Raw genomic sequence first — 21,489 nt, 5'->3', positions numbered from 1 at the left:
AAATGTCGGACCCTGCCATCTGACGTCAGGCAATGACCGATGTCCGACCTTCACGAACTCAGTGTCACCCGCCTGATCAGGGCCACGCCCGAGACGATCTGGCGCATCTATACCGAACGCACCCGTGAGTGGTTCTGTCCCCGGCCATGGACCACGCCCGAGGTCGACTGGGACCTGCGTCCCGGCGGTCGTGCCGACGTCGTGCTGGCCTCACCCGAGGGCGAGCGTCACCCCTATCGGGGCGTCTTCCTCGAGGTGGTGCCCAACCACAAACTGGTCTCGACCAGCGCCATGACCGAGGGCTGGGTGCCTCAACCCGGTGAGATGAATTTCGTCCGCATAGACACCTTCGAGCCCGAGGGCGACGGCACTCGCTACACGGCCCGCGCCCGCCACTGGACCGAGGCCGCCATGCAGGCCCACCGCGACATGGGCTTCGAACAGGGCTGGGGTGCCGTCGCCGATCAACTGGCCAAATTGGCGGAGGCAGCGCGATGACCGACAAGATCGTTCCCTGCCTCTGGTATGACGGCGACGGCGAGGCGGCTGCGGCCTTCTACGTCTCGCTGCTGCCCGACAGTCGCATCGACCGCGTCATGCGCGCGCCCGTCGACACCCCCTCCGGTCCCGCCGACACGGTGCTGACGGTGGAGTTCACCCTGGCCGGACAGTCGTATCTGGCCCTCAACGGGGGGCCGCAATTTCATTTCACCCAGGCCGTATCGTTCCAGATTCTGACCGACGACCAGGCCGAGACCGACCGCCTGTGGGCCGCCCTGATCGCCGACGGCGGCCAGGCCAGCGACTGCGGCTGGCTCCAGGACCGCTGGGGTCTGTCGTGGCAGATCACGCCGCGCCGCCTGATGGCCCTGACGACAGATCCCGACCGCGACCGTGCCCGCCGCGCCATGACCGCCATGATGACGATGCAGAAGATCGACATCGCCGCCCTGAACCGTGCCGCCGACGGAGCCGACTGAACAGCCGACGGTCAACGAGCCATCCACCCGCGCTCAAGCAGCGAGCGACCGCGTCGCGAGCGCTAGCGCCCAAAAAAGGAAACCCACCGATGCCCTTCCTCGACATCACCGTCATCCCCGTGCCCACCGCCAACAAGACCGCCTATCTGGAGCATTCCCGCGCCTCCACACTCATCTTCAAGGAGAACGGTGCGACCCGTGTCACCGAGACCTGGGGCGAAGACGTTCCGGACGGCAAGGTCACCGACTTCAAGAAGGCCGTTCAGCTCAAGGACGATGAAACCGTCGCCGTCGGCTGGATCACCTGGCCCGACAAGGCCACGCGCGACGCCGGCTGGGAAAAGATGATGCAGGACGAACGCCTGTCGGCCCTGTCCATGCCGTTCGACGGCAAACGCATGATCTTCGCCGGCTTTGAAGTGTTGCTGGACGGCTAGACCGTCCTCAGACCACCGGCGCGAACCCGTGCGGCTGGTCCAGCGCCCGCCCGCCCCGGGCAATGAAGACCAGTTGTTCCAGCCGACTGAGCGTCGTCAAGACAGCCGCCAGCGGTAGCCAGACCTCCTGGCCGGTGATCGCCATCACCGGCCACAGGACGAACAGCAGCAGGGCCCCGGCCTTGGCCGACCAGAAGTGGAACATCAGCACCCGCCGGGTCAGCAACCAGGACACGGCCAGATAGGCCGGAGGCACCACCGCCAGAGCGATCAGGGCCAGTGCCTGACGCTCGCTCAGTCCCGGGAAGGCCAGCATCAGAAACACCAGGATCGCCAGCGAGAAGACATTGTCGACCGCGGCATCCAGCTGGGCCCCGAAGGTGGAGGCCTGGCCGCTGCGCCGCGCCAGCCAGCCGTCGACCGCGTCGGTCAGGGCGGCGATGACATAGAGACCCAGCGCCCAGACCGGGTGACCCGTCAGCAGTAGACCGAGGATCGGCACAATCAGCACCCCGCGCGACAGGGTCACCAGATTGGCGAGCTTCAGTCCGCCGCCCTCGTCGAGCAATCGCGACAGCGCCCGCCCGCTCATGTCGGCGCATTCGCCGCCCGCTCGTCCAGCCGGATGGTCGTCGGCAGGGCGATCAGGGCCGTGATGGGAAAAACACCGTTGTGCAGTGGACAGACGATGCGGTCCTCGTCATCAACGAAGCCGAATTTCAGCGGCCCGCCGCGATGCGGACAGCGATTGGCGACCAGATAGAGGACGCCGTCGTGGCTCAACAGGAAATACTCCTCGCCGTCGCGCCGGATCGGCGGCAGGTCGCGACCGATCCACGACTCCGCCATCAGACCCTTGCTCCCGATAGCCGACCCCAGGCTCCGGCCGGGAAACCGGTGAACGCCGCGGCATCCGTCACATAGCCGAGCCCCCCGATCTGGATCGGCCCGTCGGCGGCGGTCAGGCGCGCGGCCCCCTGCGGACTGACGCCCGGTCCGAAGCCGGTAAAGTCCGGGGCGGCGTAGACCGCCCGGCCCGCCTCAGCCGCGGCATCAAAGGCGCGACCGATGGCCAGCAGGGTCTCGCCGGCGCGGTCGAAGGCCTGACGGGTAAATTCGGCACCGACCATGATCTCGCGCCCGGCCTCCGCCCCATACTGATCGACCAGGGGCTGCGCGACCTCATCGATCACCATCCGGGTGTGGTGCAGGTCGATGTGCGCATGCTCACCGAAATAGCGGGCGTCGACGTCCGGGTGGTGACGCGACAGATAGCGGAAATGGTCCCGGGTCGACCGCTGGTAGGCGGTCTCGGCGAACAGCAGGAAGCCGATCTGGAGGAAGAAGTTGCGCGGGTTCTGGAACAGGAAATGGATGGTGTTGTGCAGCTCCAGCGCCGCCGTATCGAACAGGGGCCAGCCGGCGTTGTATTCGTCGGGGAGGCCGAAATCGCGCATCACCGCCCGGAACAGAACGCTGTGCTTCTTGGCATGGGAACCATAGCCGAACTCATCGATCAGGATGCGGAACAGGGCCGATTGCGGCGCGCCGAATTCGCCGATCACGCCCAGGGCCGAGGCCGAGGCCTCGGCCAGCAGGTCGGCCGACGACTGCAGCAGGAAATTGCGGTAATGGGCCTCGCGCTGCGGATGATCCGCCAGCCACTCGGTCAGTGGTACCTCGGGCGCGGCTCTCAGCTTCGCCACCAGAGCATCGGCCCAGTCTCCAAACGGGCGGTCATCCACGGCGGCGCGGGCCGGTATCAACAGCGGCGCGATCAGCTCCGCCTCCAGCCCGCGGCGCAGCTCTTCCAGCCCGGCCATCGCCTCGGGGTCATAGTGGCGGTTCAGATGGTCGATGACCGAGCCGGCCGGGGCCTCGCTCGGCAACAGCATATAGCGCGCCTGATAGGCTCGCATCAGCGTCTGGTGCCGGACATGCCGGGCCGCCGCCGCGTCGCCGTCAGCCGTGTCGACGCGCAGGTCCCAGACCGCAGTCGCCCCCGATCGACCGGCCAGGGCCCGACCGGTTCTCTGCAGCGTGACGGCGTCGATCACGCCGCCACGGCCTCGGCCAGCGGGCGGTAGATCGAGACCCCGACGCCACTCTTGACGAACATGTCGTCAAGCCGCCAACGCGACAGGCCCAGGGTTGACCCCGCCTCGCCCGCCTGCAGATAGGTCGGGGCGTCCAGCGCGCCCGATATGACCGGGATGTGCTTGATGATGATCTGGGCCACCAGACCGGCCTCAAACAGGCTGTGCAGCAGGTGCGAGCCACCCTCGACGATCAGGGTTCGCACTCCTCGTCCGTGCAGGATCGACGCCAGCTCGACCATGTCGGCCGTGTGCTCGCCGCAGCGCACCACCTCAACATTGGGCTTGGCCTCCAGAACCTCGACCGTCGCCTGCGGGCAGGCACGCGATACCGTCACCAGTGTCGGATAGCCGTCATTGAGCAGTCGCGACTCCAGCGGCAGCCGCCCCATCGAGGTCGGCACCACCCGCAACGGGTTCGGGCCTTCGCAATAGCGCACCGTCAGTTCGGGGTCGTCAGCCCGCACCGTTGCAGCCCCCACCATGATGGCGTCGCGGCTGGCCCTCTGACCGTGGAACCAGGCCTTCAGCTCGTCGCCATAAAAATCAAACAGATCCTTGCTCGACGCCCCCACGCCCAGAGACAGCTTCCCGTCGATGGTCAGCTCCGACAAGGTGGTGATCTCGATCATGGGCGCGCCCGCGTTGACAGTTGACTGTCGGCAACGGTCAAGGTCGCCATTTGTTGCCTCCCTGTCCAGCCTGACCTCTGATCACGGCACGGATGTCATGATGCAGGACCAGAGTCCGATTGCCGAGAACACGCCGCTCAACGGCAACGCCTGATCTTCGCGGAGTTCGAGGTGCTGTTAAAGGGGGGCCGCCCCCTCCAGCATAAATCGGAACCAACCCGGGAACCCGTAGCCGGTAGAGGTTCGTTCCCACCTCATGGACTATGACCTCGCCATCATCGGCTCCGGCACCGCAGCCTCCGTCGTCGCCGGTCGCGTTCGAAAGGCGGGCCAGACAGTGGTGATGATCGATCACCGCCCGCTGGGCGGGACCTGCGCCCTGCGCGGATGCGATCCGAAGAAGATGTTGCTGAGCGGGGCCGAGGTGGTCGACCAGGCGGTCCGGCTTCACGGCCACGGCGTCGCCGGCGACACCCGAATCGACTGGCCGGACCTGATGCGCTTCAAACACAGCTTCACCGACCCGATCCCCAACAAGAACGAGGCGCGCTGGGACAAGGCCGGCGTCGATGTCCTGCATGGCCGGGCCCGCTTCACCGGTTCGAACCGGCTGGACGTCGCCGGTACCACGGTATCGGCCCGCCACATCGTCATCGCCGCAGGGGCTGAAGCCGCCCCCCTCGACATTCCCGGCAACGCGCTGATGATCACCAGCGAGGCATTCCTCAACCTCGAACGTCTGCCGCACCGGATCGTGTTCATCGGGGGCGGCTACATTTCGGCCGAGCTGTCCAACATCGCCGCCCGTGCCGGGGCGCAGGTGACCATCCTGCAGCGCGGCGATCGCCTGCTGACCGGTTTCGATCCCGATCTGGTCGGCTGGCTGACCGAAGGGTTCGTGGCCGCGGGAATCGACGTTCGTCTCGGCGCGACAGCCAGCTCTGTTGAGCGGAGCGGCGACACCTTCCGGGTTCACGCCACAGGTCCGGACGGGGACATCGCCGTCGAGGCGGATCTGGTCGTCAACACAGCCGGGCGGCGACCGGCTCTGGATAAGCTGGATCTGGCCAAGGGCGATGTGGCCGTTGAAAACGGCCGGCTCAAGCTGAACGAATGGCTGCAGAGCGAGTCGAATCCGGCCGTCTATGCAGCTGGCGACGCAGCATCGGCCGGGCCCCCACTGACACCCGTTTCCGCCCATGACGGCCATGTCGTCGCCCACAATCTGCTGAACGGAAACAATCGCAGCCCGAACTACCAGGGTGTGCCCAGCGCAGCGTTTACCCTGCCACCGATCGCGGCCGTCGGCCTGTCCGAGGCCGGGGCCCGGGTTCTCGGCCGTCCGGTGACGGTGAAATGCGAACATACGCCAGGCTGGTTCACCGTCCGTCGGCTGGCCCAGCCGGTTTCTGGCTACAAGACCATCGTCGATCCGGAGACAGACAAAATTCTGGGGGCCCATCTGGTCGGCCCGGCCGCCGACGAGGTCATCAACATCTTCGCCCTGGCCATACGACACGATCTGACGGTGGCGGATCTGAAATCGACGATGTTCGCCTATCCGTCCGCAGCCTCCGACATCGGCTCCATGCTCTGACCCGCCCGGGGATCGTCCCCCAGCATCTCTATCAGGGGGCAGGCCGGATCCGCATGGGTCGCGCATCGGCGGACCGTCTTGTCCAGAACCGCCTCCAGCCGGGTCAGATCAGAGATCTTGGCACGCACCTCCGTCAGATGGGCCGTGGCCAGAATTTCGACCTGGTGGCAGGACAGGGCCTCAGTCCCGGACAGGCCGAGCAGGGCGCGCACATCATCCAGCGAAAACCCCAGCCCCCGCGCCCGCCGGATGAAGATCAGATGCTTGCGATGCGCGTCGGTATAGCTGCGGTGTCCACCCTCGGTTCGGTCGGGCTCGGGCATGACCCCGATCCGCTCGTAGAACCGGATGGTCTCGACCTTGACACCGGTTCCGGTCGCCAGGGCTCCGATCGAAAGCCGCGCCATGGTCACCTCCTGAAATAAGGACTTGAACCTGTAGTCACTACAGGGTGCAGGCTGGTTTTTAAAGCAGGAGACCGCCGATGACCGTCGATCCGTCGTCAGACCCGAACGCCCGCTCCGCCTCCGTCGATGGCTGGAGCCTTGCCGCCATCGGGGCCTCCCTCGCGGCGATCGTCGCTTGGGCCGCCTGCTGTGTTCTGCCGCTGGGTCTGGCCGCGACGGGCGTGACCTTGGCCGGAACTGCGGTCTTGGCCAACCAGCGCGGCTGGCTGACTGTGGCGGCCGCCGTGATTCTGGCAGCCGGCTGGCTGATGACCTGGCGACGGTGGCACCGCGCCCGGCTCAACCTGGGCTGCGCGCGCCCTTCCCGACTGAATGTGATCCTGCTGACGGTGGCGTCCCTGCTGCTGCTGATCGCCCTGATATGGCAACCGCTGCTGGAGCCGGCGCTCCTCAGCGCCCTGCTCCCGAGACAGCCCTGATGAGCGTCCTCACCGCCTCCACCCTCACCTGCCCGAAATGCGGTACACAGACGACGGGTGAAATGCCGCTGGACGCCTGCATCTATTTCTTCGACTGCCCCGGTTGCGGCACCCAGCTGAAGCCGCTGATGGGCGACTGCTGCGTCTATTGCTCGTACGGCGACGTCAAATGCCCCCCGATCCAGGAACAGCGTTCTTGTTGCGCCTGAGGAACAGCCCCTTGAGGACGCCTCAGCTCTTGAGTGTGGCGAGCGCCTCGGCCAGGTCCGTGAGGCGGTAGGGTTTGGGCAGCAGCGCAATGCCCTCCGCCTCAACCTCGCGTCGCACCGCCTCGGCGAAGCCGCTGGTCAGCAGTACCGGCAGGTCAGGTCGCCGTTGGCGGACCTCGCGCGCCAGATCGACCCCGTTCATGCCACCCGGCATCATCACGTCGGAGAAGACCAGATCGATGTCCCGGCCGTCGGCCAGGGCTCCGAGGGCAGCACCCGCGCTGGCGGCACGGATCACCTCATAGCCCAGCTGCATCAGCATCTCACCGACCAGCACGCCCACTTCAGCGTCATCCTCGACCATCAGGGCCACGCCGACCGAGCCCGGCGCGGCGCTGAAGGGCGCGAAGGCATGTTCGGGGGCCGACGGGGCCGCCACCGGGGCCACGCGCGAGCGGGGCAGCAGGATCGAGATGATCGTGCCGACGCCGACCTCGCTCTCGATCTTCAGCGCCCCGCCAGACTCCCGGGCGAAGCCATAGGCCTGGGCCAGGCCAAGACCGGAACCCTTGCCGATGTCCTTGGTGGTGAAGAAGGGCTCGCAGGCGCGGGCGATCACGGATTCCGGCATGCCGGCACCAGTGTCCGCGACCGTAATTCGCACGAACTCTCCGGTCAGCCCGTCCTCGTCCGCGAAACGGCAGTTGTCGCCGCCGATGGTAATCACCCCACCGTCGGCCAGCGCGTCACGGGCATTGACCGTCAGATTGAGCAGCACCAGTTCAAACTCGGTCGGGTCGGCCAACACCGGCCACAGGTCCGGCGCGAAATCAGTACCTACCTGCACCGCCCCGCTCAGCGAGCGGTCCAGAAGTTCGCGCATATCGCCGACCTGCCGGGCCACGTCGATCGGCTCGGGCTCAAGCGCGTGGCGGCGCGAAAAGGCCAGCAGCTGCCGGGTCAACCCGGCTCCGCGCTGGACCGCATTACGCATCCCCGCGAGCAGCCGCTCCTGTCGCGCCGGATCAGGTCCGCGCGCCAGCATGTCCAGGCCGCCTGACACCACCATCAGCAGATTGTTGAAATCATGCGCCACGCCGCCGGTCAGTTGGCCGATGGCCTCCATCTTCTGGCTCTGCCGCAGCAAACCTTCGGTGCGGCGCTGTTCCGTCAGGTCAGTGACCACGCAGCAAAGGGCCCCCGTGGGGCTGCCGGGCGCTGCATCGCCGAGTTCGGAGAAGGTGAAATGGGCCGGGACCGCGCCACCGTCGCCCGCCTTGATGGCGATCTCGCCCCTGCCCGTGCCCGCGCGGATCAACGCCTCCAGCGCCGGAATCTGGTCGTCGGCGACAAAGTCTTGCAGCCGGGAACCGACGATGCGCGTGGCCGCGACGCCCAGCAGGCGGGCCAGGCGACGATTGCAGTACAGCACCGTCCCGTCCGCCATCAGGGTCAGGGCCCCCTCCTGCATCTGTTCGACGAGGATGCGATAGGACTGGTCGGCGGTCTCCAGCGTATAGATCTGTGGCTGACCGTCGCCGCCGCCGATCACCACGGCATCGACATCACCCGAACGGATGGCCTCGAGGGTTTCCTCGGCCTCTCTCAGCCGCTCGCGCAGGCTCGCATTCTCGTGCGCGAGGTCGCCGGCACCCTTTTCAGGCGAGGCGGGAAGGTCAGGCCCGGCGCTCAATGCTCGCCCCCGATCTCGGGCAGCGCCTCCAGCCCCAGCCCCGCCAGCAGCCGGCTGTGGTCGGAAAGGTCGCCGATGATCCGGCGCATGGGCAGGGGGCTCATCTTGACGAGGGTCGGAGCCGCCAGGATCTGGTGGTCAGCGGCCGCGCCGGGTTCCTGATAGATATCGATCACCTCCAGCTCATAGCGGCCTTCCAGCCGCGACTCGCACACTTGCCGCAGGTTGGCGATCGCCTTGGCCGAGCGCGTCGTCGTGCCCGTCACATAGAGGCGCAGGGCATATTCGAAGACCGGTGGGGGCTGGGAGGCAGGCATCATGTCACTGATCGGTCGGACGCAGATCCAGACCCACGAGCACCCGCTCGGTGTCGGACAGATTGCCGATGATCCGCTTCAACGGCGGCGGCAGGCGCCGCACCAGCGTCGGCACGGCCAGGATCTGGTCCCCCGCCGCCAGCTGCGGATGCTCCAGCAGATCGATCACCTCGATGCGATAGCGTCCGGCCAGGTGTGCCTCGCACAGCGCCTTCAGATTGGTCAGCGCCGCCGTCGACTTGGGCGTCTGTCCCGCGACGTAGAGGCGGAGATTGTAATGGCCGTCATCGACGGCTTCCTCGGCATTGTCGCCGATATGATCCTGGAGAGTCATTCTGCGGCTCCGCGACGCACGGCCATCGCCGCCCTGTCCTCAGTGATGGAGCGCTCCTGGGCCTCATCCTGTTCCAAGGCCTCGCGCACCGCGTCTTCCTCGGACGCCAGCTCGGCCTGGAGTTCGGCGATCTGTCGCTCGACCACGCTGCGTTTGCGCTCGATCTCGCGCAGCTTGCGGGTCGAGGCCTGGGCGCGGCGCACCTTGTCCGAACGGTCCGCAGCCTCCTGGGCCAGCCGGGCCGAACCGGTCAGCACCCCCGCGCTGCCCAGATAGGCCTCGATCATAGCGATGCCCTGATCGCTCAGCTGGTATTCGCGGATCTGGTTGGAGTGGCTCATGCCGCGCGACTTCAGCACATAGAGGCCACGGTTGCGCTCGCCATTGGTCTCGATGTGGACCAGCGACAGCCAGGTATCCATCAGCGACGACATGCCGATATCGGTGGTGTCCGTGGCCTGACCGCCCGAGACCAGATTGGTCAGCAGCGCCGTGATCCCCCGGCTCTTCAGCAGGTCGATGATGCGCAGCAGCGCCGAATTGACCTCGCCGTGCTCGCCCCGCAGCGACGAGATCGGGTCCAGCACCACCGCTGTTGGCTTGAACGCCTCAATGTCGCGATACATGCGCGCCAGATGCATCTCCAGCCCGTACAGGCTGGGCCGGGCGGCATCGAATTTCAGCAGTCCCGCCTCGACCCACGGGGCCAGGTCCAGACCGACCGAGCGCATGTTGCGGATGATCTGGTCCGGCGATTCCTCAAAGGCGAAATAGATGCAGCGCTCGCCCCGGGCGCAGGCGGCGTCAACAAAGCGCGCGGCCAGACTGGTCTTGCCGGTCCCCGCCGTGCCCGAGATCAGCACGCTGGATCCGCGATAGAAGCCGCCGACTCCCAGCATGGCGTCCAGCCCGCTCACCCCCGTCGACACCGTCTCGTTCGAGGTCGAATGGCCCAACCCGGCCGAGGTCACCGGCAGCACCGAAATGCCCTCGGCGTCGATCAGGAACGGATACTCATTGGTCCCGTGCGCCGAGCCCCGGTATTTGACCACCCGGATGCGCCGCGTCGAAATCTGGTTCTCGACCCGGTTGTCCAGCAAGATGACGCAGTCCGAGACATACTCCTCCAGCCCGAACCGGGTCAGATCGCCGTCGCCGCGCTCGGCGGTGATGATGGCGGTCACGCCCTGGTCCTTCAGCCAGCCGAACAGCCGGCGCAGTTCGGCCCGCAGCATCGGCGTGTCGCCCAGGCCGGCGAACAGCACCTCCAGCGTGTCCAGCACCACGCGCTTGGCGCCCACGGTCTTGATCGCGTGGCCCAGCCGCACGAACAGCCCCTCGAGGTCGTATTCGCCCGACTCCTCGATCTCGCTGCGTTCGACCCGGACATAGTCCATCACCAGCCGCCCGTCGGCGATCAGCCGCTCCAGGTCATAGCCCAGCGAGGCGACGTTGGCGGCCACGTCGCCACTGGTCTCCTCGAAACTCATGAACACGCCGGGCTCGTCGTACAGCGTCGCCCCGTTGACCAGCACCGTCATGGCCAGCAGCGTCTTGCCGCAACCCGGCCCGCCGCAGATCAGCGTCGGCCGCCCCGCCGGCAGCCCGCCAAAGGTGATCTCGTCAAACCCGGTGACGCCCGTCGGCGCCTTGGCCAGCCCCGGCTCCGTGCGCGCGCCCTGCGCGTCCCCGTCCCGGCCTCTGGATGCACTACCCATTTACACTCTGACTTCTTCTCGTGGCGACAAACGCAGCCGCGCGGACCATGAGCGCCCCCCACCATGGGCGCAAGACACTCAAGCTTTGGCGGACCAAACCGTTCCACAGGCGCGTTCACGAAGCAAACCGGCTCTGACCCTGTCGTCGCCTTCCTACCCCCAAGCCCTAAGCCTCCCCTTCCCCCGCCTCCCCCACGACCACCCCCCGCTCGGCCAGCATCTCCCGGGCCCGTTCTTCGGCCCGGGCCTCGACGATCCGGGCCAGCTTGGCGTCGACGGCGTCCGCCTCGGCCCTGAAATCGAAACCGGACGCGGCGTCCTCGGCCCCCAGCCGGGCCAGCAGTTCGGCGGCCTTCAGCTGGGCCACGGCCTCGGCCGCCCGGCCCCGGGCCAGCAGGGCCCCGGCGCGGGCGATGGCCTCGCGACGCAGGGCGGGCACGTCGGCCGGGTCGGCACCCGGCTCAGTGAACGGGTCGACGACGGGGTCGGTGAACGGGTCCGTCAACGGGGTCGGGGCCGCGCCCAGGGCCCGGTCGGCGGCGGCGGCCTGGTCCTTGCGGCTCCAGCCCTCGCGCCGCGCCTTCTTTCTCAGATTGGCCAGGCCGACGTCGAAGCGCCGCGCCACCGACGGCCCGCTTTCGCCGGCCTCATAGGCCTGACGCACCCGCGCCCACACCTCAGCCCCGCGATATTTCCTCAGCCGGAAATGTTCCATGCGCAGGCGTATGACGGCCGCCTGCGTCAGGGCCGGACGCCCGGGTATCCGGAGTCGTCGAAATCGCGCGAGCTGTAGCCGAAATCTCGCTTCCGGCGTCGTCGAATTCCCACAAAAAGCCCGCCCACTTGAGGGGGGAGGGTTGGGTGAGGGTGAAGGCGATCGGAGCAGGCGGCGCTGACAGCCCTTCATCCGGACAGGCTGTCACCCCCAACCCCGGCCCTTTCCCCATCAAGGGGGAAGGGAGCACAGCCCTAATTCCTAATTCCTAAGCCCTGCCGCCTAACTACCCAGGAACGACCGCAGTTTCCGCGAGCGGCCGGGTGTTTCAGCTTGCGCAGGGCCCTGGCCTCGATCTGGCGGATATATTCGGACGTGGCGGGCTCCTTGACGGTATTGGAAATTCCCGGACGTCCTTCACGCGGGGTCCGCAAGCCGTTCTCCGAATATCGCCATCGCTACGATTACCGGCTCAATTTCGCGGCCCAGGTCAGTGATCCTGTACTCGGTCTTTGGCGGCACGGTCGGATAAATTTTCTTTGAAATCAGCCGATTGCTCTCCAGCATTGCAAGGCGTGACGCCAGCATACGGGGGCTTATGCCCACCACCGAACGCTGTAGTTCTGAATAGCGTCTGGTCCCGGCCAGAAGATCCCTGAGGATGAGAGTGGTCCACTTGCCGTCCAGAATTTGCGCCGCCCGGGCCACCGGACATCCATCATCGCAAGTGTCGGAGGTGGTGGTTGGCATGCATTTCCCACTATACAATTGGTAACTACTTCCTTTTGTATGGCGCCTCGCCTACCTCTCCGCAATCCATCGTGGAAAGGAAATTAGATGAACCGGCTTCGTATCGTTCTCTGGATGGTCGCGATCTCGCAACTCGTGCTCGGTGTCCTGACCCTCTTTGTCCCTGCCCAATTCTTCGATCTGATCGGCTTGAGCACCCCGCCCGCGGACAACCAGTATATGCTCGCGATGCTCGGGGCCCGTTTTCTGGCTTACGGATTCGGGTTGATAGTCCTGGCTCGCTCTACAGAGATCAAATCGTTCTGGATTTGGAACATGGTCGCCGTTCAGCTCATCGACCTGGCTGCCGGCATTTACTACACCGCGAACGACACCCTGACACTCTCGGTTTCAGCGTTCCCGATGTTCAATGCCGCCCTGTTCGCGGCGCTCCTGACAGTTTTCGCCTGGCCGTTGGCGGCACGCCGCAGCGTAGGTTCCGGACCACGATCCGCTTAGCACCAACTCAACAAGGGACGGGGCATCCTTGTTTTTCTATTCGCACCAAGTCCTGTTTGCCGGGAAAGCTGTGTGCCTTCGGATCAGGTCCGGAGTCGAAATTTCAAGAATCCAGGAACGACCGCAGCTTCCGTGACCGGCTCGGGTGCTTCAGTTTGCGCAGGGCCTTGGCCTCGATCTGGCGGATGCGTTCGCGGGTGACCGAGAATTGCTGGCCGACCTCTTCCAGCGTGTGGTCGGTGTTCATGCCGATGCCGAAGCGCATGCGCAGCACCCGCTCCTCACGCGGCGTCAGCGAGGCCAGCACGCGGGTGGTGGTCTCGCGCAGGTTGGCCTCGACCATTTCCTTCTTAGCCTGACGGGCCAGGACGCGCCCTCCGACAGCAAGCGCATAAACGTCACAGAGTTTGGAGGGGGCTGGAAAGGTAAACGATAGAAAAAGGCCCGGCGCGAACGCCGAGCCTCCTCGTAGAAGATGCGGTATTGAACCACATCCCTCAGGCAGCAACTGCAGCCGGTTTAATGCGCTGCCAGAGTTCTTGACCTGCGGCTTCCCAAGCCGGTCGGCCTGAGCCCATCGCTCCGGTTTCCCGGTCGATGAGATTGCCGGCAAAAGGCGTTTCATCCTTCGTCAGCGGTTTTTCCTCACTGGGCTGGCGAGCAGGACGGTCGAAATTGATCGAGGCCATCAGTTCGGCGGCTTCCTCAGCCGTTTTGCCCTCATCTATTGACAGATGAATCGCGTAGGCGATCGCATATTGAACACCCGCTGCCGCCAGCAGGCTGCCTTCTCTCAACTCGGCGACGGTGGAATCTCCATCCAACACCGCCTTAATGGCCGGAACTTTTCCAAGACCACGCCACATCCCAGCCAACGAGGTCATGACCCCCTCAGCGTCCGCTTCTACGGCCTTATTGACGGCAGCCTCCCATCCCTTGGTGCTACGTTCTTTCACGCCGATCAGGGCGGTCCCGCTCGCATACCGGACAGATTTGAAGCTAAAAAGCTTCGTGCTGAACTTCCCGGGAGAGTCCTTCAGGAACTCGACACGGTCGCCACCGCCAAACATGGCAACCGTCTTATTCTGAATCAGGTCGATCATCAGTCGATTTATCGGCTGTCTGCGATCCATGCTCATTCCGAGACTACCGGTGGGTGGCTTCGAATTTCGCTGAAGATCAGTAAAGTCTTGGGCGCGATTTAGATGATTGTCGTCGATCACCACGACTGCCGGTTGGCCGGACTTGCGCAGTCTCAGACGAATGGGGTCATCTTCGTCTTGATGCCGGACGAGGACGTCGGAGTAGGCACCGATACGGTGTTGGCCATCTCCCACATCAAACTGCGCACCGTAGTTCATACGAAGCTTTCCAGACCGAATGTAAGCTTCCTCCGGCTGACCGCTATCCGCGACGAACGCTGCATCCTTAGGGCTTGCATACAAGACGACTGAGCCAAGAACGAAGTTCGTTTCGTCCTCAAGATATTTCCCGATGCCTTCGCGGTGCGCTCGGTCTTGAGGTCGGTTCCCGTGAGCCTGTTGGCCGAGCGGACTCCAAGTGTCAGGGGACTGCACTGCCTTCACGAGCGCGATCGGATCCAATGCGGTGACGACCATTTGGCGATTGCCCTGCTGATAAGCGATCGCGGGAAGTTCGAGGTACATGACAAAATCTCCAAGAGCGGCTGCCCTTGGGTTCTACATCGTATTTGACGTAGCGCAAGTCAATTTTTGCGTAGCGAGGTAAAAATTTCGCGTAGCTAGCTGTCGAGGAAGCTGCGCAGCTTCCGTGACCGGCTCGGGTGCTTCAGTTTGCGCAGGGCCTTGGCCTCGATCTGGCGGATGCGTTCGCGGGTGACCGAGAATTGCTGGCCGACCTCTTCCAGGGTGTGGTCGGTGTTCATGCCGATGCCGAAGCGCATGCGCAGCACCCGCTCCTCGCGCGGCGTCAGCGAGGCCAGCACGCGGGTGGTGGTCTCGCGCAGGTTGGACTGGATCGCCGCGTCGATCGGCAGGATGGCGTTCTTGTCCTCGATGAAGTCACCGAGGTGGGAGTCTTCCTCGTCGCCGATCGGGGTCTCGAGACTGATCGGCTCCTTGGCGATCTTCAGCACCTTGCGCACCTTCTCCAGCGGCATGGCCAGCTTCTCGGCCAGCTCCTCCGGGGTCGGCTCGCGGCCGATCTCGTGCAGCATCTGGCGGCTGGTGCGGACGATCTTGTTGATCGTCTCGATCATATGCACCGGAATACGGATGGTGCGGGCCTGGTCGGCGATCGAGCGGGTGATGGCCTGACGGATCCACCAGGTGGCGTAGGTGCTGAATTTATAGCCGCGGCGGTACTCGAACTTGTCGACCGCCTTCATCAGGCCGATGTTGCCTTCCTGAATGAGATCAAGGAACTGCAGGCCGCGGTTGGTGTATTTCTTGGCGATGGAGATGACCAGGCGCAGGTTGGCCTCGACCATTTCCTTCTTGGCCTGACGCGCCTCGCGCTCGCCCTTCTGCACCGTCTGGACGATGCGGCGATAGTCGTCGATCGGCAGGCCGGCCTCGCTGGCCACGGCGGCGATGTCACCCCGGATGCGGGCGATCTGGGCGGCTTCCTTGTCGGCGAATTTGGCCCAGCGCACACCCATTTCGCGCACGGTCTCGGCCCAGTTCGGATCCAGCTCGGCCCCGAAATAGGCCTTGAGGAATTCCGGACGCGAAATGCCGTAGCCGTCGGCCAGGCGCAGCAACCGGCCTTCCAGTCCCATCAGACGCTTGTTGATCGCATACAGCTGCTCGACCAGGGCCTCGATGCGGTTGTTGTTCAGCTTCATCGTCTTCAGGCGATCCGAGATCGCCTTGGTCAGGCCGGCATAGGTCTTCTGGTCCTTGGTCGACAGGGTCTCGCCCTTCAGGCGCGCCTCGACCAGCTTGTCCTGCAGCTTGCGGAAGCCGCCGAAATCGCCGGCCACGGCGTCCAGCACCTCCATCACCCCGTCACGCAGTTCGGCTTCCAGCGCCGAGATCGACAGACCACCGCCGTCGTCGAAATCCTCGTCGTCGTCGTCGTCCCCCTCAGGCTTGTCAGCCTCGGCCTTGTCGCCTTCGGCGGGCTTGGCGGTCTCTTCCTCGGGTTTGGGCTCCGGCTCGGGCTGGGGCGCGCCGGGCAGGGACGAGGGATTGATGACGCCATAGGTGGCGTCCAGATCGATGACTTCGCGCAGCAGGATGCGGTTGTTTTCCAGCTCGTCGCGCCAGACCATGATGGCCTCGAAGGTCAGGGCGCTTTCGCACAGACCCGAGATCATCGCGTCACGGCCGGCCTCGATGCGTTTGGCGATGGCGATCTCGCCCTCGCGGCTCAGCAGTTCGACCGAACCCATTTCGCGCAGATACATGCGCACCGGGTCATCGGTACGATCATAGGCCGACTTGGCCGGCGCTCCGGCAACGGCAGTGCCCGCGGCGGCGGCGACATCGGTGCTCTGGGGTTCGGCGGCGTCCTCTTCGGCTTCAACGACGTTGACGCCCATTTCGGACAGCATGGCCAAGGTGTCCTCGATCGCGTCGGGGGTCACCTCGTCCGACGGCAGGACCTTGTTCAGCTCCTCCATCGTCACATAGCCCTTGGTCTTGGCCTGTTTGATGAATTTCTTGACCCCGGCGTCGTTCAGATCGAGCAGCGGCCCGTCAGTGGTGGTCTCGGTTTCCTGCGTCTCGGTCTGCGCGCTCATAAACTCGGTCTCCGCAACCAGACAGGGTGATCAATCCCGTCGGTAAAAATACAACGTGTCACGCGCCCGATGGTTACGAACCCGCGTCGTCATTCCAAATCGTCCCGGCTTTGATCGCATGGCGCAAAGCATCGCGCTCGGCCTTAAGCCGGCGGAACGCCTCATCCTGCCCCGGCACATTGCGTGCCGTGACCAAGGCGCCCTCCAACGCCGCTACGCGGGTCAGAGCGTCAAACGCCTGCGACCATCGGGTCCGTGCTTCGGCGAGGGGCGCATTCGCGGCCAGGAAAGGCGCGCCGGACTTTGCCGCCGCCTTCTCGACCTCGCGCACTAAAGCATCGTGTCCCGACTGGGCCAAATGGCGTCGCAAGGCCGCACTGTCAAGGGTTTGACCGATTCCCTGCTGGGCGAAGCGTAACCGCACCAACTCTTGCGCCAGACCATCAAGGGCCGGTTCGCCGAAACCGTGCGCCGAAATCGCTTCCAGATGGTCATCCATCCGTTCCGGGTCCTCGATAGCCCCGTGGGCCAGGGCAGCGGCCACCGGCTCGATCGAACGCGTCAGGGCATGCATGGCATGCGCCCCTTCGGCGGTCTGACCCAATTTAGGCGGTGGCCCCGGCTTCCAGCGCCCGCCGACCGTCTGGCCCCGCGCCGCCGGAGCCCGTGACCGGGCCGGAAACAGGGCGTCGAACCGGTCGAACAGCTCGTGCCGGTACTGTTCCGCCAGATCCTTGTCCTGAATGGCCGCCGCCGCCTGACGCAGCCGTCCCTTCAGACCGGCACGGCGCTCTGGCGTATCCAGCGTCTCGATCTCGGCCTCGCGCCGGAACAGCACCTCGGCGAAGGGCCGGGTGTCGGTCAGCGCCTGACGCAGGGCCGGAGCCCCCTTGTCGCGCAGGATGTCGTCAGGGTCCTGGCCACCATCCAGCAGGGCGAAACGGAACGAGCGCCCGGCCTTGAGCATCGGCAGGGCCCGTTCGATGGCGCGCCAGGCCGCGCGCTGACCGGCACCGTCGCCGTCGAAACACAGCACCGGCTCGGACGAGACCCGCCACAACCGCTCCATCTGCTCCTCGGTCAGGGCCGTGCCCATCGCCGCCACGGCCGGAATGCCCGCCCGCTGACAGGCGATCACATCCATATAGCCCTCGACCACCACGATCGACTGGTCGGACTTGCTCTCGGCCCCGAGGATACGGCGCGCCTCGGGCAGGCCGTACAGGGTTGCGCCCTTGTGAAACAACGGACTCTCGGGACCGTTCAGATATTTGGCCCGGTCGTCGGGGTTCATGGCCCGGCCGCCGAAGCTGACGATACGGCCGCGGGCGTCGAGGATCGGGAAGATCAGCCGGTCGCGAAACCGGTCATAGGGCTGACCGCCGCCCTCGGGCGCGATCAGCAGTCCGGCCTCGACCAGTTCCGCGGGCCGGGCTCCGCGCTGCACCAGCGCGTCCTTCAGCCCACCCCGGCTCTCGGGCGCATAGCCCAGGCCGAACCGGTCCCACTGGTCCTCGGGCAGACCACGCTTGTGCAGCACCTCGCGTGCCGCCTGACCGACAGAGCGACGCAGATTGGCGGCGAACCATTTCTGGGCCAGATCCATCCAGTCCGACAGACCCTGACGCTTCTGCTCGCGCTCAGCGGCCTGCGGATCCTCGGCCGGCAGGGCCATGCCCGCCTCCGCGGCCAGCCGCTCGACCGCCTCGGGAAAGCTCAGCCGTTCGGTCTCCTGCAGGAAGCTGATGACGTCACCATGCTTGCCCGAGCTGAAGTCGTGAAAGAACCCCTTGTCGTCATTGACGAAGAACGACGGCGACTTCTCTTTCGAAAAGGGCGACAGGCCGACGAACTCGCGCCCCTGACGCTTAAGCTTCACCGACCGCCCGATGACATCGGACGGGCGAAGGCGGGCCTTCAGTTCTTCCAGGAAACGGTCATCGAAACGCACCACGCCTCTATAGCCCGGAAACGGCGGGGACGTCAGACTTCGCTGCCGTTAAGGTTTCGCTAACCATTATGTCCGGATCGTGGCCATAACCATCTGAATTTTAGCGTATTTTTTGACTATCCACGGAACCATCCACACCGTTGTGGGTTATTTTCAGTGTCCCGCGCCAGAAGGCAGCGGATTCCGGTGATGCCGGCGCAAAGGTGCAGGCTCGCCAGCCAGAAAGACCCGACTACCATGTTCATCGCCATCGCCCGCCCGGCGGTGGAGCCCACCGGCCCCGATGCTGTCGCCGTTCCCGGTTCCCCCGCCGTCGCCCCCCTCACGCCCCGTGCCCTGCACGCGCGCCTGCTCGACAATGCCGCCGCCAGGCGGATGCGGGCCCAGGAACGGCGCCGCGCCCACCGCGACGAGGACGCCCTCTACTGGTTCGCGGCCGCCCCGATGGCGGTCCGCAAGGCCGGTGAATTGCGCCGTGAGAACCGCAGCTTCGCCCCCCTGCCCTGAAACTCCCGCCGACACCTAGCGCCAGATCGAGCCGTCCAGCGCCCCGGCGCGGCCGACGTCATAGACGCCCTGCATCGCCTCCATGCTGAAATCCAGCGGGTCGGCGGCGTTGTCGTCCGGCAGGGCGGCGTAGTGGAATTCCAGACCGTTGCGTTCCGCAAAGGCGCGGTTGCCGGCCAGGGTGCTGGCGATTGAGGTCCGCAGCATGATGTCGAGACTGCGGCCCAGCACCGTGCCCAGACTGTCGCGGGTGATCTTGAAGCCCGGTCCTGTGCGGCCGTTGACGATCACATGGATACGGCCGCCCCTCAACTCACCGGTGTCGTCCTGATAGGACCAGAAGGTCTCCGGCAAGGCCAGAAAGGGCGTGGCTACCCCGCCGTCGACGTGCATCTCCTCGAAGCGGTGACCGCCGCCTTCGGATGGAATCAGCACCGGTGGAAAGGCCCCCGGCACGCTGGCCGAGGCGATCAGCACAAGGCGGAAAAGGGCCAGGGCCTCCGGTCCGCCCCGCTGGGCGATCACGCCCATATCCCAGACTACGCCGCGCTGGGAATCCAGGTCGGTGGTGGCGACCAGCAGCATCCGCCCCTTCGCCGCCTCGACCGCCACGGCCCGCAGGACCCGGTCGTCGATATAGTGTTCGATCAGGGCGCGCAGGGGCTCGCCGCGGTAAATACCCGATCCGAACAGGGCTCCCAGCCCTTGGGTTTGCAGCAACCGGCTGGCCGCACCGCCGGTGTAGGCCTCGGTCAATTCGTCGTCCCAGTCCGGGCCGAGGAAGACGAAGGACGCGGCCAGAGCTCCGGTTGAGACGCCGGTGACAACCTCCATGTCGGGCCGACTGCCCGAGGCGGTCCAGCCGGCCATCAGCCCGGCCGCGAAGGCCCCATTGGAGCCTCCCCCGGACAGGGCCACCAGGTCGCGACGTCCGTCGGGCCCGATCGGCATTCCGGCATGCAGTCGCGCCTCGAACACCGCCACCTGGGCGGGGTCATCAAGATAGAAGCGATACGGCTTGTGGTCCGGAGCGACGACGCCCATCGGGGCCGCGCCCAGACGATCTTCGGGCCCGAAGCTGGACCGGGCACCGCTGATACAACCCGTCGTCGCCAGCAGCAAACACAACAGGATCAACGCCCGGGCCATCAACGTCGCTCCGCATCCGTCGGATCAATGCCGAAGCGTGAGCCTCCGGCGCGCATTCGTCTAGCCGCGCGGGCCCATCAGGTCACGGAAGCGGTCGAACAGATACAGACTGTCGGTCGGCCCGGGTGAGGCCTCGGGGTGATGCTGCACGCTGAACACCGGCCGGTCCTTCAGGGCGATACCGCAATTGGTGCCGTCGAACAGACTGACATGGGTCTCGACCACGGCGTCCGGCAGACTGTCGCGATCGACGGTGAAGCCATGGTTCATCGACACGATCTCGACCTTGCCCGTGGTCAGATCCTTGACCGGGTGGTTGGCCCCGTGATGGCCCTGCTCCATCTTGACGGTCTTCGCCCCGAGGGCGAGGGCGAGCATCTGGTGGCCGAGGCAGATGCCGAACACCGGCTTGCCGCTGTCGACCAATTTCAGGATCTCCGGCACCGCATAGACACCGGTCGCGGCCGGGTCGCCCGGGCCGTTCGACAGGACGACGCCATCGGGATTGCGCGCCAGAATGTCCTCGGCCGAGGTCGTGGCCGGGACCACGGTGATCTTCGCCCCCGTTGAGGCCAGGGCCCGCAGGATGTTGCGCTTGACCCCGTAGTCGATAACCACCACCGACTTGCCGGCGGCGTCAACGCGCGGATAGCCCTCGGGCCAGTCCCACAGACCCTCGTCCCAGTCGAACGATTGCAGGGTCGAGGCGTCCCTGGCCAGATCAAGCCCGACCAGTCCGGTCCAGGCCTTCGCCTGGGCCACCAGGGCCTCAATGTCGAAATTGCCGTCCGGATCATGGGCAATGACCGCATGCGGCGCGCCGCCGTCGCGGATGCGCGCGGTCAGGGCCCGGGTGTCGACGCCTGACAGGCCGACCACGCCACGCCGCTTCATCCAGCCGTCAAGATCGCCGCCACCGGTCTGCTCCGCGCGCCAATTGGCCGGATCCGTCGGCAGATCGCGGAAGATCGCGCCCCGGGCCGAGGTTTCCGCCCCGCCGCCGATCTGCTCGACATCCTCCATATTTACGCCGGTGTTGCCGACATGCGGGAAGGTGAAGGCCACGATCTGGCTCATGTATGACGGGTCGGTCAGGATCTCCTGATAGCCGGTCATGGCGGTGTTGAAGACCACCTCACCCAGGGCCGTACCGGTCGCGCCGGAGCCGATTCCCTGCAGGACTGTGCCATCCGCGAGGACGAGGACGCCGGTGGCGCCGGAGAGAAGCTGGGTCATGGCGCGTTCCTATCACCGAATCCGGGCGGACAAACGGCGCGTTTGAAAGGGCGCGGC

24 protein-coding genes and 1 pseudogene are annotated in these 21,489 nt (G+C 65.7%); 8 read left to right on the top strand and 17 right to left on the bottom strand.

Features of this window, described 5'->3' with window-relative positions; all coding sequences use genetic code 11:
- Positions 1 to 39 precede the first annotated feature (39 nt).
- From AAC050_RS12570 to AAC050_RS12560, 3 genes are all read left to right on the top strand, one after another.
- Positions 40 to 498 (top strand): SRPBCC family protein, encoded by a 459-nt coding sequence (locus tag AAC050_RS12570; protein WP_339915432.1) that lies wholly within the window; start codon positions 40 to 42, stop codon positions 496 to 498.
- Positions 495 to 980: a VOC family protein gene (locus AAC050_RS12565; protein WP_339915431.1), complete on the top strand. Its 486-nt coding sequence runs from the start codon at positions 495 to 497 to the stop codon at positions 978 to 980. Before AAC050_RS12570 ends, AAC050_RS12565 begins: the two co-directional genes overlap by 4 nt.
- A gap of 89 nt (positions 981 to 1,069) precedes the next feature.
- Positions 1,070 to 1,417, top strand: coding sequence for a DUF1428 domain-containing protein (locus tag AAC050_RS12560; protein ID WP_339915430.1), 348 nt, complete (start codon positions 1,070 to 1,072; stop codon positions 1,415 to 1,417).
- A 7-nt stretch (positions 1,418 to 1,424) separates the two neighbouring features.
- On the opposite strand, the gene AAC050_RS12555 is transcribed toward AAC050_RS12560, so the two are convergent.
- Genes AAC050_RS12555 through AAC050_RS12540 form a run of 4 tightly spaced genes read right to left on the bottom strand, consistent with a single transcriptional unit; the run spans position 1,425 to position 4,145 of the window.
- Positions 1,425 to 2,009 (bottom strand): CDP-alcohol phosphatidyltransferase family protein, encoded by a 585-nt coding sequence (locus AAC050_RS12555; protein ID WP_339915429.1) that lies wholly within the window; start codon positions 2,007 to 2,009, stop codon positions 1,425 to 1,427.
- A complete protein-coding gene (locus tag AAC050_RS12550) occupies positions 2,006 to 2,266 on the bottom strand; it encodes a Rieske 2Fe-2S domain-containing protein (RefSeq protein ID WP_339915428.1) in 261 nt (86 codons plus the stop codon). Before AAC050_RS12550 ends, AAC050_RS12555 begins: the two co-directional genes overlap by 4 nt.
- A complete protein-coding gene (locus AAC050_RS12545) occupies positions 2,266 to 3,474 on the bottom strand; it encodes an iron-containing redox enzyme family protein (protein ID WP_339915427.1) in 1,209 nt (402 codons plus the stop codon). The genes AAC050_RS12550 and AAC050_RS12545 overlap by 1 nt, the downstream gene beginning before the upstream one ends.
- A complete protein-coding gene (locus tag AAC050_RS12540) occupies positions 3,471 to 4,145 on the bottom strand; it encodes a dihydrofolate reductase family protein (RefSeq protein ID WP_339915426.1) in 675 nt (224 codons plus the stop codon). The genes AAC050_RS12545 and AAC050_RS12540 overlap by 4 nt, the downstream gene beginning before the upstream one ends.
- 256 nt (positions 4,146 to 4,401) lie before the next feature.
- Between AAC050_RS12540 and AAC050_RS12535 the strand changes: the two genes are divergently transcribed.
- Positions 4,402 to 5,742 (top strand): NAD(P)/FAD-dependent oxidoreductase, encoded by a 1,341-nt coding sequence (locus AAC050_RS12535; RefSeq protein WP_339915425.1) that lies wholly within the window; start codon positions 4,402 to 4,404, stop codon positions 5,740 to 5,742.
- On the opposite strand, the gene AAC050_RS12530 is transcribed toward AAC050_RS12535, so the two are convergent.
- Positions 5,703 to 6,149, bottom strand: coding sequence for a helix-turn-helix domain-containing protein (locus AAC050_RS12530; protein WP_339915424.1), 447 nt, complete (start codon positions 6,147 to 6,149; stop codon positions 5,703 to 5,705). The genes AAC050_RS12535 and AAC050_RS12530 overlap by 40 nt on opposite strands.
- A 77-nt stretch (positions 6,150 to 6,226) precedes the next feature.
- Between AAC050_RS12530 and AAC050_RS12525 the strand changes: the two genes are divergently transcribed.
- Positions 6,227 to 6,628, top strand: coding sequence for an MFS transporter permease (locus AAC050_RS12525; protein WP_339915423.1), 402 nt, complete (start codon positions 6,227 to 6,229; stop codon positions 6,626 to 6,628).
- A complete protein-coding gene (locus AAC050_RS12520) occupies positions 6,625 to 6,837 on the top strand; it encodes a GDCCVxC domain-containing (seleno)protein (protein WP_339915444.1) in 213 nt (70 codons plus the stop codon). The genes AAC050_RS12525 and AAC050_RS12520 overlap by 4 nt, the downstream gene beginning before the upstream one ends.
- A 22-nt stretch (positions 6,838 to 6,859) precedes the next feature.
- On the opposite strand, the gene AAC050_RS12515 is transcribed toward AAC050_RS12520, so the two are convergent.
- The 6 genes from AAC050_RS12515 to AAC050_RS12490 form a co-directional block, all read right to left on the bottom strand.
- Positions 6,860 to 8,530, bottom strand: coding sequence for a response regulator (locus AAC050_RS12515; protein ID WP_339915422.1), 1,671 nt, complete (start codon positions 8,528 to 8,530; stop codon positions 6,860 to 6,862).
- A complete protein-coding gene (locus AAC050_RS12510; protein ID WP_339915421.1) occupies positions 8,527 to 8,850 on the bottom strand; it encodes a circadian clock KaiB family protein in 324 nt (107 codons plus the stop codon). The genes AAC050_RS12515 and AAC050_RS12510 overlap by 4 nt, the downstream gene beginning before the upstream one ends.
- Before the next feature lies 1 nt (position 8,851).
- Positions 8,852 to 9,181 carry a circadian clock KaiB family protein gene (locus AAC050_RS12505; protein ID WP_339915420.1) on the bottom strand — a complete coding sequence of 110 codons (330 nt, stop codon included), beginning with the start codon at positions 9,179 to 9,181 and terminating at the stop codon, positions 8,852 to 8,854.
- A complete protein-coding gene (gene kaiC, locus AAC050_RS12500) occupies positions 9,178 to 10,899 on the bottom strand; it encodes a circadian clock protein KaiC (protein ID WP_339915419.1) in 1,722 nt (573 codons plus the stop codon). Before kaiC ends, AAC050_RS12505 begins: the two co-directional genes overlap by 4 nt.
- A 166-nt stretch (positions 10,900 to 11,065) precedes the next feature.
- Positions 11,066 to 11,614 carry a hypothetical protein gene (locus AAC050_RS12495; RefSeq protein WP_339915418.1) on the bottom strand — a complete coding sequence of 183 codons (549 nt, stop codon included), beginning with the start codon at positions 11,612 to 11,614 and terminating at the stop codon, positions 11,066 to 11,068.
- 417 nt (positions 11,615 to 12,031) lie between these two features.
- Positions 12,032 to 12,364, bottom strand: coding sequence for a helix-turn-helix domain-containing protein (locus tag AAC050_RS12490; RefSeq protein ID WP_339915417.1), 333 nt, complete (start codon positions 12,362 to 12,364; stop codon positions 12,032 to 12,034).
- An 87-nt stretch (positions 12,365 to 12,451) separates the two neighbouring features.
- Between AAC050_RS12490 and AAC050_RS12485 the strand changes: the two genes are divergently transcribed.
- A complete protein-coding gene (locus tag AAC050_RS12485) occupies positions 12,452 to 12,862 on the top strand; it encodes a hypothetical protein (RefSeq protein WP_339915416.1) in 411 nt (136 codons plus the stop codon).
- A 103-nt stretch (positions 12,863 to 12,965) separates the two neighbouring features.
- Here AAC050_RS12485 and AAC050_RS12480 read toward each other — a convergent pair.
- The 4 genes and pseudogenes from AAC050_RS12480 to dnaG all read right to left on the bottom strand — a co-directional run.
- Positions 12,966 to 13,202 (bottom strand): annotated as a pseudogene (locus AAC050_RS12480) (sigma-70 family RNA polymerase sigma factor); the annotation flags it as partial.
- A gap of 157 nt (positions 13,203 to 13,359) precedes the next feature.
- The gene (locus AAC050_RS12475) at positions 13,360 to 14,529 is read right to left on the bottom strand and encodes a DNA sulfur modification protein DndB (RefSeq protein ID WP_339915415.1); all 1,170 of its coding nucleotides are present in this window, start codon (positions 14,527 to 14,529) and stop codon (positions 13,360 to 13,362) included.
- 95 nt (positions 14,530 to 14,624) lie between these two features.
- Positions 14,625 to 16,589 carry an RNA polymerase sigma factor RpoD gene (rpoD, locus tag AAC050_RS12470; RefSeq protein WP_339915414.1) on the bottom strand — a complete coding sequence of 655 codons (1,965 nt, stop codon included), beginning with the start codon at positions 16,587 to 16,589 and terminating at the stop codon, positions 14,625 to 14,627.
- A 73-nt stretch (positions 16,590 to 16,662) separates the two neighbouring features.
- Positions 16,663 to 18,540 (bottom strand): DNA primase, encoded by a 1,878-nt coding sequence (gene dnaG, locus AAC050_RS12465; RefSeq protein ID WP_339915413.1) that lies wholly within the window; start codon positions 18,538 to 18,540, stop codon positions 16,663 to 16,665.
- Positions 18,541 to 18,777: 237 nt separating this feature from the next.
- Here dnaG and AAC050_RS12460 point away from each other — a divergent pair, with 237 nt between their 5' ends.
- Positions 18,778 to 19,047: a hypothetical protein gene (locus AAC050_RS12460; RefSeq protein WP_339915412.1), complete on the top strand. Its 270-nt coding sequence runs from the start codon at positions 18,778 to 18,780 to the stop codon at positions 19,045 to 19,047.
- Between the two features lie 15 nt (positions 19,048 to 19,062).
- Here AAC050_RS12460 and AAC050_RS12455 read toward each other — a convergent pair whose 3' ends face one another.
- Both AAC050_RS12455 and carA read right to left on the bottom strand, forming a co-directional pair.
- The gene (locus tag AAC050_RS12455; protein ID WP_339915411.1) at positions 19,063 to 20,196 is read right to left on the bottom strand and encodes a patatin-like phospholipase family protein; all 1,134 of its coding nucleotides are present in this window, start codon (positions 20,194 to 20,196) and stop codon (positions 19,063 to 19,065) included.
- A gap of 60 nt (positions 20,197 to 20,256) precedes the next feature.
- Entirely contained in the window at positions 20,257 to 21,432 is a 1,176-nt protein-coding gene (gene carA / locus AAC050_RS12450; RefSeq protein WP_339915410.1) for a glutamine-hydrolyzing carbamoyl-phosphate synthase small subunit, read from the bottom strand.
- Positions 21,433 to 21,489 lie beyond the last annotated feature (57 nt).

Origin of the sequence: uncultured Brevundimonas sp., from assembly GCF_963974615.1 — a bacterium.
Classification (GTDB): domain Bacteria; phylum Pseudomonadota; class Alphaproteobacteria; order Caulobacterales; family Caulobacteraceae; genus Brevundimonas.
Note: the sequence above shows the minus strand (reverse complement) of the source record. Positions and strands in the feature narration are given on the sequence as shown.